Here is a 14,130-nt window from a genome sequence, read left to right as displayed (position 1 = left end):
CGGTCAGGCTCTCGAGGGCGTTCAGACCGCCGGCTTCAGGTCGCCCAACAGCGTCGGGATCAGTTCCGACACGGTGGGATGGATCGGCACCGCCCGTTGCAGGGCGGTGTAGGGCAGGTCGGCGTTGATGGTGTCGAGCAGGCCGTGGATCGCCTCGTCGCCGCTCGTGCCGAGAATCGCCGCGCCGAGGATGCGTTGCGTCCGGGCGTCGACGACGGCCGTCATGAACCCCTGCGTCTCGCCCTTCTCGACCGCGCGCCCGACCCGGCTCATCGGACGGCGGGCGATCAGCAGGGGACGGCCGGTGGCGCGCGCCTGCGACTCCGTCATGCCGACGCGGCCCAGCGGCGGGTCGGTGTAAAGCGCGTAGGCGGGAACCCGTTCGCCCACCCGCCGCCGTTCGCCGTCGAGCAGGTTGGCGGCGACGATCTCGAAGTCGTTGTAGGCCGTGTGGGTGAAGGCGCCCCGGCCGTTGCAGTCGCCGAGCGCCCAGATCCCGGCGACGCTGCTGGCGAGGCTGTCATCGACCTCGATATACCCGCGCGCGTCCGTTTTCACGCCCGCCTTGTCGAGATCCAGATCGTCGGTGTTCGGCCGGCGCCCGACGGCGAGCAGCAGATCCGTGCCGACGATCCCGGTCTCACTCCCTTTGCAATCCAGGTGGACCGCGACGCCGTCGGCGTGCGGCGCGAGGCGGATGCAGTCGGCGTCCGTCCGTACCCGGATGCCTTCGGCCTCCAGGATGGCGCGGATCGCGTCGGACACGTCGGAGTCCTCGCGGGGGATCAGGCGCGGTCCGCGTTCCACGACGGTGACCTCGGCGCCGAAGCGCCGCTGCATCTGGGCGAACTCCAGCCCGATGTAGCTGCCGCCGACCACGATCAGATGCTTGGGCACCCGGTCGAGGGCCAGCATCGAACGGTTGGTGAGGAAGGGGACCTCCGTCACACCCGGCAGGCCGGGCACGGCGGCGCGGCCGCCCACGTTCACGAAGATGCGCGGGGCGCTCAGCAACTCCGCGCCGACGCGGACGCGATCCGGCCCCTCGAAGCGGGCGTGGCCTTCGATCACCGTGCAGCCGGCCATGCCGCGCAGCCAGGATTCGACGCCGGCCCGTGCGTTGCCGATGACGGTGTCGGCGCGCGCCTTCACCCTGGCCATGTCGATGCGCAAGGGGCCGTCGATCATCACGCCGTAGTCGCCGCCGCGTCGGGCGAGATGCGCGGCGTAGGCGCTCGCCACCAGGGTCTTGGTCGGCATGCAGCCGGTGTTGACGCAGGTGCCGCCGAAGAAATGGCGCTCGACCAGGGCCACCGATTGGCCGGCGGCGGTCAGGCGGCCGGCGAGCGGCGGCCCGGCCTGTCCGGCCCCGATGATGATGGCGTCGAAGGAACGGCTCGCGGGGGACGCTTGGTTCATGGGATCATCCTTACGATCAGCAACGCGCCGAGGATCGCGACCGCGTCCTCGATCAGGGCCGCCGGCCGGTCCGACCCGAGGGAAGCGGCGAGCCGGGCACGGGCGGCGCGCCCGCCGAGCGTGCCCGCGACGGCGCCCACGGCTCCGGCCAAGACGCCGGGCAGCATCGCGCCGCCGGCCGCCCCCAAGGCCGCTCCGCAGAGAGCCCCCATTGCGATTCGGGTGCCGAACTGCACGGGGACGGTGCGGCTCGGCGTCGAGGGAAGCTGGTCGGTGACCAGTTCGCCGAGCGCCAGCGCCGTGAGGATCCAAGGCGTCCAGACGTGGCCGAGCCAGGACAGCCAATTCTCCGTCAGCGGCAGCCAGCCCAGATGCGCGGCCCAGCCGACCGCCGCCGGTGCCGTCATCGCGCGCAGCCCGGCGACGATCCCGATCGGCAACGCAAGCAACACGACCATCCGCGCTCCTCCCCAGGCGGGCGCGCCCGCGCCGACGCGGATATTATGAGCGCCGCTTTCACGCGCGTGGCAACCATGTCGACTCCATGCCGGGGCGTCGTGCCGCCGGCGCGGGTGTTTCCGCCTCCTGTCGGGCGGTTGCCGTGATAACCGCCCACCGCGTGGAACAGCCGGCTTGAAGCGCCTCTCTTGCCTTGGCAGAGTGGCGTCGATGTTTCTCTTCCGAAGGAATGGTCTTGAGCATTCTGGGGCGCACCGTCGTGCTGGTTCTGTCGCTTGCCGCATTCCTGTTCGGCTGGGGGGCCGGCCCGTCCGTGGCCGGTACCGGCATCGGAGCGGGGGAGCGGCGGGTCGCGCTGGTGCTCGGGAACAGCGCCTATCAACACGCGCCGCGCCTGCCCAACCCGGTCAACGACGCACGGGCCATCGCCGAATCCCTGCGGAGCGCCGGATTCGAACTGGTCGGCGGCGGCGCGCAGCTCGACCTGGACAAGGCCGAGACCGAACGCGCCATCCGCAGCTTCGGCAACAAGCTGGCCGGGTCGGATGTCGGCTTGTTCTACTACGCCGGCCACGGCTTGCAGATGCGGGGCACGAACTACCTGCTGCCGACCTCCGCCAACCTGACGAAGGAGGCGGACGTCCGTTATGAGCTCATCGACGTCGAGATGGTCCTGGACGAGATGGCGCTGGCGGAAAGCCGCTTGAACATCGTCATCCTCGACGCCTGCCGCAACAACCCCTTCGGCGGACGAGGATTCCGGGCGGTCTCGCCGGGGCTGGCACAGATGCAGGCGCCGGCTGGGACGATCATCGCCTACGCGACCCAGCCGGGCGCGGTGGCGGCCGACGGCAACGGCGACAACAGCCCCTACACCGAAGCGCTGTCGAAGGCCCTGCTGGTTCCGGGCGAAACGGTGTTCGACATCTTCAACGACGTCGGCATCGCCGTGAAACGCAACACCGGCGGGGTTCAGCAACCCTGGGTCGCTGCGTCGCCGATCGAGGGGCGCTTCTACTTCCTGGGTCCGACCACGGTGGTGGCCCAGGCCCCGGTGCCGGCCCCCGTCGGCGCAGACAAGGAGGCGCTGTTCTGGGACAGCATCAAGACCAGCACCAACCGGGGCCTGTTCGAGGCTTATCTGAAGCAGTTTCCCCAGGGCACCTTCGCGGCCATCGCCGAGGCGAAGGTCGCCGAGTTGGGCAAGGATGCCGCCGCCCCGGCCCCCGCGAGCGACCCGCCGGCCACCGCCCTTGCCCGCCTCTCGGCCCCGGTTGCGCCGGCCCCGGCCCCGACCGGACGGCCGGTCGATCCGTCCGCGATCCCCTATCTGGGTGCCAAGGCCCGCGCCGCGCTGGCGAACTACCCGAGCCTGCCGTCGCCCAAGGCGCTGGCGATTTCCCAGAAGGGGGGCTACGCCTACGCCTCCAACAAAAGCAATCCCCGGACCGAAGAGGACGTCAAGCGCAACGCTCTGCAATACTGCCAGCACATGGCCGAGGCGCCCTGCACCCTCTACGCGGTCGGCGACAGCGTCGTGGCGGACGCCGACAAGGGCTTCAAGCCGATGCCGGTGGAGATCGCCGGCAGCGGCCGTTTCGATCCGGCCCGCGTGCCCTTCGTCACCGAACGCACGCGTGAAGTCGCCATGGTGAACTACCAGCGCAACAACGGGCAAAAGGCGGTCGCCCTGACCCTGCTGGGGCGCTGGGCGACGGTGTGGGACAAGGCCAGCGACGAGGACGCCCGCGACGCCGTCATGGAGAAATGCACACAGGGTGGCAAGGACGAGTGCCTGCTCTACGCCGTGAACGACGAGATCGTCTTCGACGAGGAACGTTGAGGCCAAGCGTGAGCCGCCACCGCACCGCATGAGCCGAATGTTGACGATGCGGCCATCCGGTGGGTGGAATTGTTTCAGCTCTTCGGACGCAGGTCCCGCACCCGTTTCGCCTTGCCGATGGAGCGGGCGACGCCGCCCCGTTCGACGGGGTCCACGGTGGTGCTGATGCCGACCCGCGCCTTGATCGCGTGCTGCAACTGCTTGGCGTGGCGGTCCCAATCGGAAGGGTGGACCTCCTGATTCATCTCCACCCTGACGGTCAGACAGTCGAGATGGCCCTCGCGGGTGACGACCAGTTCGTAATGCGGGGCGAGTGCCGGATCCTGGCAGATCAACTCCTCCACCTGGGTCGGGAAGACGTTCACGCCGCGGATGATGAGCATGTCGTCCGAGCGCCCGGTGATCTTGTCCATCCGCCGCATGCCCCGCGCGGTGGGCGGCAGCAGCCGGGTCAGGTCGCGGGTGCGGTAGCGGATCGCCGGCATGCCCTGCTTTGTCAGGGTGGTGAAGACCAGTTCGCCGTAGGAGCCGTCGGGCAGCACCTCCCCGCTGTCGGGGTCGATGATCTCGGGGTAGAAGTGATCCTCCCACACCACCGGGCCGTCCTTGGTCTCGACGCATTCCGACGCCACGCCCGGCCCCATCACCTCCGACAGGCCGTAGATGTCCACGGCGTGGATGTCGAAGGTCCGCTCGATCTCGCCGCGCATGGCGCCGGTCCACGGCTCGGCGCCGAAGATGCCGACGCGCAGGCTGGTGCGGCGCGGGTCGATGCCTTGGCGCACCATCTCCTCGGCGATGTTCAACATGTAGGAGGGCGTCACCATGATGATCGTCGGCTTGAAGTCCATGATGAGCTGGACCTGCTTCTCGGTCTGCCCGCCCGACATCGGCACCACGGTGCAGCCCAGCCGCTCCGCCCCGTAATGCGCGCCCAGCCCCCCGGTGAACAGGCCGTAGCCGTAGGCGATGTGGACCAGATCGCCCCGCTTGCCGCCCGCCGCGCGGATCGAGCGGGCGACGCACTCCGCCCACACGTCGATGTCCCCCTTGGTGTAGCCGACCACGGTCGGCCGCCCGGTGGTGCCGCTGGAGGCGTGGACGCGCACGATCTCGTCCATCGGCACGGCGAACATGCCGAAGGGGTAGTTCTGCCGCAGATCGTCCTTCACGGTGAAGGGGAACAGCGCCAGATCCTTCAATTCCCGGAAATCGTCGGGATGGACGCCCTTGGACTCGCATTTCGTGCGGAAGGCGGGGACGTTGGCGTGGCTGTGGCGCAACGACCACCCCAGCCGTTCGGTCTGCATCGCCGTGATCTCGTCGCGGCTGGCCATCTCGTAACGGTCGAGCGTCGCGGGCGGGGCTTCGGTCAGGACGGTCGGCATTTCTTGCGTTTCTCCCTTGCTGCGGCCTCGGCGCTCGTTCGGCGCTTATTGTTCGGAGGCTCAATTGTCAGGTTGTGACGGTTTCAGCCCAACTCCACCACCTTCCCCTGGATGCGGGCCGACTGGCCCCGGAACAGCCCGACCACGGTGCCGTCCTGGGTGGTGACGGTGACGTCGTAGACGCCCGAGCGACCGCGCCGGTGGACCTCGCGGCATTCCGCCGTCAGCCGGTCGCCCAGCCGCGCCGGGGCCGGGAAGACGATGGAGCAGCCCGCCGCCACCGTTGATTCGTTGGCCGCGTTGCAGGCGTAGGCGAAGGCGGTGTCGGCCAGGGTGAAGGTCATGCCGCCATGGCCGATGTCGTGGCCGTTCACCATGTCCTGGCGCACGGCCATGGTCATGCGGGCGTAGCCGGGGGCGATCTCCAGCAGCTCGATTCCGTGGGAGCGGGCGCAATGGTCGCGCTCGTACATCCCGCGCCCGACCGCCTCGGCGATGGCCTGCGGATCGGGCTGGGGATCGGGCTGGGGATCGGCTTGTGCGTCATGGTTTTCCGTCATCACCGCCCCTCGAAATTCGGCGCGCGCTTGGCGACGAAGGCGGCGACGCCCTCGCGGTAATCCTCCGTCCGCCCGGCCTCGCGCTGGAGATCGCGTTCCAGGTCCAACTGCGTGTTGAGGTCGTTGGTGGAGGCGGCATTCAATGCCTGCTTGGTCAGCGCCAGCCCGCGTGTCGGCTGCGTGGCGAGGTGGCGGGCCAGCGCGCCGGCCTCGTCCATCAGACGCTCGTCGTCCACGACCTTCCAGATCATGCCCCAGGCCTCGGCCTGTTCGGCGGAGAGTTTCTCGCCCAGCATCGCCAGTCCCTTGGCCCGGGCATGGCCGACGAGGCGGGGCAGGGTCCAGGTGCCGCCGGAATCGGGGATCAGCCCTATCTTGCAGAAGGCCTGGATGAAGCTGGCCGAACGCGCCGCCAGCACGATGTCGCAGGCCAGCGCCAGATTGGCTCCGGCCCCGGCGGCGACCCCGTTGACGGCGCAGACCACCGGCATGGGCAGATCGCGCAAAGACCGGACCAGCGGGTTGTAGTTGGTCTCGATGGAGACGCCGAGATCCGGTCCCTGCGCGCCCGGCGCCACCGCGCGGTCGGACAGATCCTGCCCGGCGCAGAAGCCGCGCCCCGCCCCGGTCAGCAGCAGGCAGCGGACGGAGGCATCCTCGCGCGCCTCGGCCAGCGCCTCGCGCAGCTCGGCGTGCATGGCGGCGGTGAAGCTGTTCAGCCGGTCCGGCCGGTTCAGCGTGACGGTGGCGACGCCCCCGGCGATGGCGAGGAGGATGGTGCGTTCGGTCATGGCGCGGCCTCCGCGACGACGGGAACCCGGCTCTGCACCACGCGGAAACGGTTGGCGACGAAGGCCAGATCGCACAGCGCGGCGTTGGCCGCCGGGTTGGCGCCGGTGCCGTGGAAGTCGCTGAAGGCCGCCGACTGGTTGACGAAGACCCCGCCGGTCAGGTTCACCGACAGGGCGACGCCGGCCTCGACGAAGGCCTCGGTGGCCTGTTCGATCAGCGCCGGGTCGGTGGAGTAGAGGCCGGCGGTGAGCGCGCCCCTGGTCCGGGTCAGGCGGGCGGCGCGCTCCAGGCTGTCGGCGGTGGAGTCGGTCTTGACGACGATGGCGATCGGGCCGAACAGCTCATGGCCGTATTTGTCCTCCTCCTTGGCGTCCATGGTCAGGATCAGCGGCGTGCGGACGCGCGCCTCGGGGAATTTCGGATGGACGACGGCGCGCGAGGGCAGGGCGACGGTGCCGAGTTTCGACGCCTCCTTGATGCGGCTCAGCGTGGCGTCGGACTGGATGGCGCCCAGCACCTCCACCGCGCGTTCCGGATCGGACAGGAACTTGTCCACCCCGCCGGCCAGCACCGCCACCACCTGATCAAAGCCCATGCGCTCCGCGCCGGCCTGGATGCCGTCCTTGGGCACGAAGATCACCTGCGTCGTCGTGCACATCTGCCCCGAATAGAGGCTGAGCGTGAAGGCGAGGTTGCGCACCATGCCCTTGGGGTCGTCGGTGCCGTCGATGACCACGCTGTTGACGCCGGCCTTCTCGGTGTAGACCTGCGCTTGATGGGCGTTGCGTTCCAGCCAGTCGCCGAAGCCGGTCGAACCGGTGTAGTCGATCAGCGTCACCTCGGGCCGCAGGGCCAGATCCTTGGCGATGGTGTCGCCGACCGCGAGCGTCACGAGGTTGGGGTCGAGTCCGGCCTCGGCCAGCACCTCGCGGGCGACGCGCACGGTGATGGCGAGCGGCAGGATGGCGGTCGGCCCCGGCTTCACGATCACCGCGTTGCCGGTGACAAGGCTGGCGAACAGGCCTGGGTAACCGTTCCAGGTCGGGAAGGTGGCGCAACCGATCACCAGCCCGATTCCGCGCCCGACGACCTCGAAGCGCTTGTCCATCACCAGCGGTGGGTTCTTGCCCTGCGGCTTCTCCCAGCGCGCGGCGGGCGCCTGATCGGTCATCGCCTTCCAGCCGTAGGCGACGGCCTCCAGCCCCCGGTCCTGGGCGTGCGGTCCGCCGGCCTGGAAAGCCATCATGAAGGCCTGCCCCGTGGTGTGCATCACCGCGTTGGCGATCTCGAAGGAGCGCGCGTTCAGCCGTTTCAGGATCTCCACGCAGACCCCCGCCCGCCCGTCCGGCCCGGCCTTGCGCCAGCCCGGCATCGCCGCCTTGGCCGCCCCGATCAGCGCGTCGATGTCCGGCGCCGGGTAGGTGATGCCGAGGTCGAAGCCGAAGGGCGACCGCTCCCCGCCGAGTGTCCCGGCCGGAGCCTTGGTGGCGCCCGGCTGGTCCAGAGCGAAAGGCTGGTCGCGGTGCGCCGCGAAGGCCGCCTCGCCGTCCGCCGCCGCCGTCTCGCCGTAGGCGCGCGGGCTGGGCATCTCCGGGAAGGCCGACCAATAGGCGCGGCTGCGGCTGGCCTCGACGGCGCTGCGCAGCGTCGCCTCATGCGTCGCGAACAGGCTTTGCGGGGTCGTGGTCATGGCGGGGGCGTTTCCTTTTTTATGGTTGGTCAGGCGGCGTCGAAGTCGATCACCACCCGTTCGGTCAGTGGGCGCGACTGGCAGGTCAGGACGTAGCCGGCCTCGACCTCCCACGGTTCCAGTGAATAGTTCTCGGCCATCGCCACCTTGCCCTCGCGGAGCTTGGCGCGGCAGGTGCAGCAGACGCCGGACTTGCAGGAATAGGGCAGGTCGGCCCCGTGCCGATGGGCGGCGTCGAGGATGCTCTCGCCGTCGTAGGGCAGGGCGAACTCCTTGCGCTGGCCGTCCTGGATGACGGTGACGGTCGCGGCGTCGGCGGGAGTGTCGCTGGTGACGGCCTCTTTCGGTGCCGCGGGGCGCTGGCTGCCAACGGTGCCGAACAATTCCAGATGGATGCGGTCGGGCGGGGTGCCGGAAGACGCCAGCGCGTCGCGCACCTCCTCCACCATCGGCTGGGGGCCGCAGAGGAACACGGCGTCGAGCGTGCCGGGATCGAGGGGGCCGGCGCACAGCTCGCGCACCAGGTCGGCGCCGATCCGGCCGGACAGCAAGCCCGCCTCCTCCGGCTCGCGGCTCAGCACATGATGGATCGACAGACGGTCCATGTAGCGGTTCTTCAGGTCCTCCAGCTCCTCCCGGAAGATGATCAAGGAGACGCTGCGGTTGCCGTAGACCAGCAGGAAACGGCTCTGCGGTTCGCGGGCCAGCACGCTCTTCATGATCGATAGGACCGGCGTGATGCCGCTGCCGGCGGCGAAGGCGGCGTAGGTCTTCGCGGCGGCGGGATCGAGCGGCGTGTGGAACCGTCCCATCGGCGTCATCACGTCGATGACGGCTCCAGGCGCCAGCGATTGGTTGGCGTGGGTGGAGAACAGGCCGCCTTCCACCCGCTTCACCGCGACGCGCAGTTCGCCCTCGTCCACCCCGGAGCAGATGGAGTAGGAGCGGCGAACCTCCTCGCCGTCGATGGCGGTCCGGAGGGTCAGGTGCTGGCCTTGGACGAAGCGGTAGCGGTCGGCGAGGTCGGGCGGAACGTCGAAGAGGATCGACACGGTGTCGGCGGTTTCCCGGCGGCACTCGCGGATGGTCAGCGGGTGGAAGCTGGGGGCGCTCATGGGAGGGGGATCCTTGTGGAGATGACTTGCACCGCAGCCCCCTCCCCATCCCTCCCCCGCCTCGCGGGAGAGGGGGCCGGAGGCTTGCCGACGTTCGGCGGAGTTCCCTGTCCCGCCAAAGGCGGAGGGGGGTTAGGAAGGGGGCTGCGATCGTTCAATGGCATTTGAACACGTCGAACGGTTCGAGGCAGGCGTTGCAGCGGTGCAGCGCCTTGCAGGCGGTCGAACCGAAGCGGCTGATCTGCGACGTGTCGGCCGATCCGCAAAGCGGGCAGGCGACCGCCTCGTCGGGCGCCGTCAGGGCGCGCTTGCCGGAGCGGGGCGGCGGGACGATCCCGACCTCCGCCAGCCTCGCGCGGCCGCTGTCGCTGATCCAGTCGGTCGTCCAGGGCGGCGCGATCACCGCCGACACCCGCGCGTCGAGACCGGCGCGCGCGAGCGCCGTTTCCACCTCCAGCAGAATCACGCCCGTGGCCGGACAGCCGGAATAGGTCGGCGTCACCATCACCTCCAGCCGTCCCGAAGCCGCGCGCGCGACCGAGCGGACGATGCCCAGCTCGACCACGCTCAGCACCGGGATTTCCGGATCCATCACTCCGTCCAGCGCCGTCCAGGCGGCCTTCACCGTCGCGTCGGCCCCCGGTTCCGGTCCCCAGCACCCGACAACATCGGAAATGGCGGCATCCGGCATGGCGGCCTCACCACACCGCGTCGGGGTAGGCGCGCGGCAGGAACTGCATCTCCGCCAGCAGATAGCCCAGATGTTCGCTGTGCTCGCCGCGCCGGCCGCCCTTCTGCATCCAGCCGTCGGCCGGGCGTTCCAGCGTCGCCTCCGCCAGCACCGCCGCGACGCGGGCGTTCCAGGCGGCGCGCAGCTCGGCCGGGTCCGGCGCGATGCCGGCGGCGACCAAGCGGTCTTCGGCGGAGTCGCGCTCGAACATCTCGCCGGTGCAGGGCCACAGCCGCTCCAGCGCGTCGCGCATCCTGGTGTGGCTCACGTCGGTGCCGTCGCCGAGCCGGATCAGCCAGTCGCCGCTGTGGCGGACGTGGTAGCGCACTTCCTTCACCGCCTTGGCGGCGATCCCGGCAAGCCCCGCGTCGGTCGAGCCGGCAAGCCGGTCGTACAGCTCGACCGCCCAGGCATCGTGGAGGAACTGGCGGACGATGGTGTGGCCGAAATCGCGGTTGGGCTGTTCGGCCAGCAGATGGTTGCGGTAGTCGAGCACGTCGCGCCGGTAGGCGAGCCGGTCCTCGTCGCGCCCCTCGCCCTCCACCTCTCCGGCGTAGGCCAGCAGCAGGCGCGCGTGGCCGACGAGGTCGAGCGCCACGTTGGTCAGCGCGATGTCCTCCTCCAGTTCCGGCGCGTGGCCGCACCATTCCGACAGGCGGTGGCCCAGCACCAAGCTGGTGTCCCCCAGCCGCAGGGCGTAGCCGAACAGGGCCTGTCGGGTCTCCGGGTCCATCATCGGGTGGTCCTCCATCGGGCGTTGTTCCATCGGTAGGGCCTTCTGGCTAGATGTTTTTGACCTCGGGGGGGATGTCGTAGAAGGTCGGGTGGCGGTAGACCTTGTCGTCGGCCGGCTCGAACAGGCTGGCCTTGTCCGACGGGTCGGAGGCGGCGATGCTGGCCGCCGGGACCGCCCAGACACTGACGCCCTCGCCGCGCCGGGTGTAGACGTCGCGGGCGTTGTCCAGCGCCATGCGGGCGTCGGCGGCGTGCAGGCTGCCGACATGCTTGTGGCTGAGCCCGTTCTTCGGCCGGATGAAGATCTCGAACAGCGGCCAGTCCTTGCGGTCCATGCTCTCCTCCCCAATCTCTCGGTTTCAGCCGGCCTTCTTCAGGGCGCGCCGGCTGCGCTTGGCGGCGTGGGCGGCGGCGGCCTCGCGGACCCAGGCGCCGTCGTCCCAAGCCTTGCGGCGCGCCTCGATGCGCTCGCGGTTGCAGGGGCCGTTGCCCTTCAGGATTTCATTGAACTCGGTCCAGTCGATGGCGCCGAACGCGTAATGGCCGGTTTGGTCGTCGAAGCGCAGTTCCGGATCGGGGATGGTCAGGCCGAGGAACTCCGCCTGCGGGACGGTGGCGTCGACGAAGCGCTGGCGCAGCTCGTCGTTGGAGAAGCGCTTGATCTTCCACGCCATGTTCTGCGCCGAATGGGCCGACTGGTCGTCGGACGGCCCGAACATCATCAGGGACGGCCACCACCAGCGGTCCAGCGCGGCTTGCGCCATGCGCTTCTGTTCCGCCGTGCCGGTGGCGAGCGCCAGCATCAGCTCGTAGCCCTGGCGCTGGTGGAAGCTCTCCTCCCGGCACACCCGCACCATGGCGCGGGCATAGGGACCGTAGGAGCAGCGGCACAGCGGCACCTGGTTCATGATCGCCGCGCCGTCCACCAGCCAGCCGATGGCGCCGATGTCGGCCCAGCTCGGGGTCGGATAATTGAAGATGCTGGAGTATTTGGCCTTGCCCGACAGCAGTTGCCCGACCAGCTCGTCGCGCGACACGCCGAGCGTCTCGGCGGCGCTGTAGAGGTAGAGGCCGTGCCCGCCCTCGTCCTGCACCTTGGCGAGCAGGGCCACCTTGCGGCGCAGGCTGGGCGCGCGGGTGATCCAGTTGCCCTCCGGCAGCATGCCGACGATTTCCGAATGGGCGTGCTGGGAAATCTGGCGGACCAGCGTGCGGCGGTAGCCGTCCGGCATCCAGTCGCGCGGCTCGATCTTCTCCTCGGCGTCGATGCGCTCCTGGAAGTGGAGATCCTCGGCCGACACCAGCCGGGGCGAAGCCCCGGGAGAGGATTGAACGCCTCGCTCGGCCTTGCCGTCCAAGCCTTGCGTGTACATCGGCATCCTCCGAAATGGATTGTACGCACAACAAACCGTACGCTTAGAAATATGATACAGAACTTTCCTTGTAAAGAATGATTTTGTGTCATGTCGGAATCGCGCCGATCACCGGATCGATTGAGCACGCGTCGACGGACCGACCGGCCTTCGGCCGTCGGTTTCACGCCTCTCCCCAGGGGAGGAGAGGGGCAAGGTGGCGGCCATGCGCTTTCGCGGGAATGACCGTCGATAAGGGGAAAGGCCGTTTTTGAAGGATCCCGCGGGACGCCGGCTCCGCTTACGGACCCCTTGCCTGTCCGGCTCCGGTCAGGCCACGTCCTGGGGGCGGAAGGTCACGACGATGCGCGCGCCGGGGGCGGCGTTCTCGACGGCCAGGCTGGCGTTCAATTGGCGGGTCAACCCGTTCAACAGCTTCATGCCCAGACTGCCGTCCTTGCGCGGCAGCGCCCCGCCGGGCAGACCGGGGCCATGGTCGCGCACGCTCAGGCGGAGTTGTCCGCCTCCCTGCCCATCGTCGATCCGGACGAGGCCGACCTCCACCGTCCAGGCGTTGCCGTCCGAGGCGGTCGGCTGGCCGTGCTTGAGCGCGTTGGTGACCAACTCGTTGACCATCAACCCGACCGGCACGGCCTGATCGGTGGGCAACTCCACGCTTTCGTCGGCGGCGACGATGATCCGCCAGAAGCGCTGGCTCGCCAGCGCCGATTGCTCCAGGTCGGCGCAGAGCGAGTGCAGGTAGGTGGCGGCGGCCACGCGCCGCACGTCCTCGGTCTGGTAAAGCTGGTCGTGAACGCGGGCGATGGCCTGCAGGCGCGCCACCGTGTCGGCCAACTGCTGCCGCGCCTCCGGCCCGGTGACCGACTGCCCCTGCATCTGCACCAGCGCGCAGGCCAGTTGCAGACTGTTCTTCAGGCGGTGGTTAACCTCCTTCAGCAGCAGGTCGCGCTGGGCGACCATGTCGGACAGGGCCTTGGTCCGTTCATCGACGCGCTCCTCCAGGTCGGCGTTGGAGCGGCGCAGCCTGGTGGCGAGGGTGGCCAGGGTGCTGCGGTAGACGTCTTCCGTCGAAGCCCAGCGCAGCAGCATCCACGCGCTGGCCCCGAAGCCGAACAGCACCACCAGCCCCAGCGCCAGATAGGGATACACCCGCGCCAGCCAGCGCTCGCGGACTGCGTTCTCCGGCATCCGCGTTTCGACGAGGAGCGGGTAGGAGCCGACCCTGCTTTGGGCGGCGATGCCCACCGTGCCCGGCAACGGCCCTTCGGCCGCCAGCGGTTGCTGGTCATCCCGCATCCAGCGGATCGACAGCGGCTCGTTCCGGTGCGGTCTCAGCGGGTGGCGCACAAGCTCGATCGGGTTGAAGGACAGCGTCACGATGCCGGCGAAGCTCCCGTCGGGCCGGTTCAGCCGCCGGCTCAAAACGAGGATCGTCGAGCCGTCGAGTTTCGAAGTCATCGGTTCGCTGATCGCCAACCCGCGCGATTCACCGTCCGGCCCCGTCGCGTGGGCGATGAAATATGGACGGTCGGCGATGGAGAAGCCGGCCGGCAGTTCGTCCTCGGTGGAGGTCAACCGTTTTCCCTCGCCGTCCCACACCCCCAGCCGGATGGCGGCCGGCATGAAGCCGCGCAGCCGGCGCAGCTCCGCCGCCAGACGGACGGACTGGGCTGGGTCGTTCCACTCCGTCTGCTCGCCCAGCTGGCGAAGCCGATCGAGCATCAGGTCGGCCGCCTCGATGAAGCGGGCGGTGTGGTCGGCCGCCATGTCGGTCAGCGTTTCCGTTTCCGACAGGATCTCGCTCTCCGCGTCCCGGTGGGCGCGGTAGCCGGCGGCGAGCAGCAGAACGGCGACGGAGACGGCGATCAGGGTGGCGCCGACGCCCAGCCGCCGGGCCGTCCGGCGGATCCGCGCCGGGGGAGCGGCGGATTGGTCGCCTCGTGGCTGGTCGTCGTGTCGGCTGGGGGCCTGATCGGGCGAAGGGGGCAAGGCGGTCGTCTTTGCGGATCGGATGGAACGGGTTCGG

General features: G+C 69.6%; 13 protein-coding genes. 1 reads left to right on the top strand and 12 read right to left on the bottom strand.

Translation table 11 applies throughout. The features are described from left to right. Positions 1 to 21: 21 nt before the first annotated feature. Together EJ913_RS06375 and EJ913_RS06370 are read right to left on the bottom strand one after the other, a co-directional pair. Positions 22 to 1,419 carry an FAD-containing oxidoreductase gene (locus EJ913_RS06375; protein ID WP_126995912.1) on the bottom strand — a complete coding sequence of 466 codons (1,398 nt, stop codon included), beginning with the start codon at positions 1,417 to 1,419 and terminating at the stop codon, positions 22 to 24. Further along, positions 1,416 to 1,877: a DUF4126 family protein gene (locus tag EJ913_RS06370; RefSeq protein WP_126995910.1), complete on the bottom strand. Its 462-nt coding sequence runs from the start codon at positions 1,875 to 1,877 to the stop codon at positions 1,416 to 1,418. The genes EJ913_RS06375 and EJ913_RS06370 overlap by 4 nt, the downstream gene beginning before the upstream one ends. A 236-nt stretch (positions 1,878 to 2,113) precedes the next feature. On the opposite strand from EJ913_RS06370, the gene EJ913_RS06365 reads away from it, so the two are divergent. Beyond that, positions 2,114 to 3,721: a caspase family protein gene (locus EJ913_RS06365; RefSeq protein WP_244939265.1), complete on the top strand. Its 1,608-nt coding sequence runs from the start codon at positions 2,114 to 2,116 to the stop codon at positions 3,719 to 3,721. Positions 3,722 to 3,795: 74 nt separating this feature from the next. On the opposite strand, the gene paaK is transcribed toward EJ913_RS06365, so the two are convergent. The 10 genes from paaK to EJ913_RS06315 all read right to left on the bottom strand — a co-directional run bounded on the left by paaK (position 3,796) and on the right by EJ913_RS06315 (position 14,093). Beyond that, positions 3,796 to 5,109: a phenylacetate--CoA ligase PaaK gene (gene paaK, locus EJ913_RS06360; RefSeq protein ID WP_126995906.1), complete on the bottom strand. Its 1,314-nt coding sequence runs from the start codon at positions 5,107 to 5,109 to the stop codon at positions 3,796 to 3,798. Between the two features lie 83 nt (positions 5,110 to 5,192). Further along, the gene (gene paaI / locus EJ913_RS06355; protein WP_126995904.1) at positions 5,193 to 5,669 is read right to left on the bottom strand and encodes a hydroxyphenylacetyl-CoA thioesterase PaaI; all 477 of its coding nucleotides are present in this window, start codon (positions 5,667 to 5,669) and stop codon (positions 5,193 to 5,195) included. Next, complete coding sequence (gene paaG, locus EJ913_RS06350; RefSeq protein WP_126995902.1) at positions 5,669 to 6,460, bottom strand: 2-(1,2-epoxy-1,2-dihydrophenyl)acetyl-CoA isomerase PaaG; 792 nt, start codon at positions 6,458 to 6,460, stop codon at positions 5,669 to 5,671. Before paaG ends, paaI begins: the two co-directional genes overlap by 1 nt. After that, entirely contained in the window at positions 6,457 to 8,151 is a 1,695-nt protein-coding gene (gene paaN, locus EJ913_RS06345; RefSeq protein ID WP_126995900.1) for a phenylacetic acid degradation protein PaaN, read from the bottom strand. Before paaN ends, paaG begins: the two co-directional genes overlap by 4 nt. Before the next feature lie 29 nt (positions 8,152 to 8,180). Further along, positions 8,181 to 9,266 carry a 1,2-phenylacetyl-CoA epoxidase subunit PaaE gene (paaE, locus tag EJ913_RS06340; protein WP_126995898.1) on the bottom strand — a complete coding sequence of 362 codons (1,086 nt, stop codon included), beginning with the start codon at positions 9,264 to 9,266 and terminating at the stop codon, positions 8,181 to 8,183. Between the two features lie 154 nt (positions 9,267 to 9,420). Further along, positions 9,421 to 9,957, bottom strand: a complete 537-nt coding sequence (gene paaD / locus EJ913_RS06335) for a 1,2-phenylacetyl-CoA epoxidase subunit PaaD (protein WP_126995896.1) — start codon at positions 9,955 to 9,957, stop codon at positions 9,421 to 9,423. Between the two features lie 7 nt (positions 9,958 to 9,964). Continuing rightward, entirely contained in the window at positions 9,965 to 10,762 is a 798-nt protein-coding gene (gene paaC, locus EJ913_RS06330) for a 1,2-phenylacetyl-CoA epoxidase subunit PaaC (RefSeq protein WP_338019027.1), read from the bottom strand. 16 nt (positions 10,763 to 10,778) lie between these two features. After that, the gene (gene paaB / locus EJ913_RS06325) at positions 10,779 to 11,066 is read right to left on the bottom strand and encodes a 1,2-phenylacetyl-CoA epoxidase subunit PaaB (RefSeq protein ID WP_126995894.1); all 288 of its coding nucleotides are present in this window, start codon (positions 11,064 to 11,066) and stop codon (positions 10,779 to 10,781) included. 24 nt (positions 11,067 to 11,090) lie between these two features. Next, positions 11,091 to 12,104: a 1,2-phenylacetyl-CoA epoxidase subunit PaaA gene (paaA, locus tag EJ913_RS06320; RefSeq protein ID WP_126995892.1), complete on the bottom strand. Its 1,014-nt coding sequence runs from the start codon at positions 12,102 to 12,104 to the stop codon at positions 11,091 to 11,093. 309 nt (positions 12,105 to 12,413) lie between these two features. After that, a complete protein-coding gene (locus EJ913_RS06315) occupies positions 12,414 to 14,093 on the bottom strand; it encodes a sensor histidine kinase (protein ID WP_126995890.1) in 1,680 nt (559 codons plus the stop codon). Between the last annotated feature and the right edge of the window lie 37 nt (positions 14,094 to 14,130).

Origin of the sequence: Azospirillum doebereinerae, assembly GCF_003989665.1 — a bacterium.
In the GTDB taxonomy this organism is placed as follows: domain Bacteria; phylum Pseudomonadota; class Alphaproteobacteria; order Azospirillales; family Azospirillaceae; genus Azospirillum; species Azospirillum doebereinerae.
Note: the sequence above shows the minus strand (reverse complement) of the source record. Positions and strands in the feature narration are given on the sequence as shown.

Coding starts and splice junctions, on each gene's coding strand:
- EJ913_RS06375 (WP_126995912.1), bottom strand. CDS start 1,419: ATGAACCAAGCGTCCCCCGCGAGCCGTTCCTTCGACGCCATCATCATC.
- EJ913_RS06370 (WP_126995910.1), bottom strand. CDS start 1,877: ATGGTCGTGTTGCTTGCGTTGCCGATCGGGATCGTCGCCGGGCTGCGC.
- paaK (WP_126995906.1), bottom strand. CDS start 5,109: ATGCCGACCGTCCTGACCGAAGCCCCGCCCGCGACGCTCGACCGTTAC.
- paaI (WP_126995904.1), bottom strand. CDS start 5,669: ATGACGGAAAACCATGACGCACAAGCCGATCCCCAGCCCGATCCCCAG.
- paaG (WP_126995902.1), bottom strand. CDS start 6,460: ATGACCGAACGCACCATCCTCCTCGCCATCGCCGGGGGCGTCGCCACC.
- paaN (WP_126995900.1), bottom strand. CDS start 8,151: ATGACCACGACCCCGCAAAGCCTGTTCGCGACGCATGAGGCGACGCTG.
- paaE (WP_126995898.1), bottom strand. CDS start 9,266: ATGAGCGCCCCCAGCTTCCACCCGCTGACCATCCGCGAGTGCCGCCGG.
- paaD (WP_126995896.1), bottom strand. CDS start 9,957: ATGCCGGATGCCGCCATTTCCGATGTTGTCGGGTGCTGGGGACCGGAA.
- paaC (WP_338019027.1), bottom strand. CDS start 10,762: ATGGAACAACGCCCGATGGAGGACCACCCGATGATGGACCCGGAGACC.
- paaB (WP_126995894.1), bottom strand. CDS start 11,066: ATGGACCGCAAGGACTGGCCGCTGTTCGAGATCTTCATCCGGCCGAAG.
- paaA (WP_126995892.1), bottom strand. CDS start 12,104: ATGTACACGCAAGGCTTGGACGGCAAGGCCGAGCGAGGCGTTCAATCC.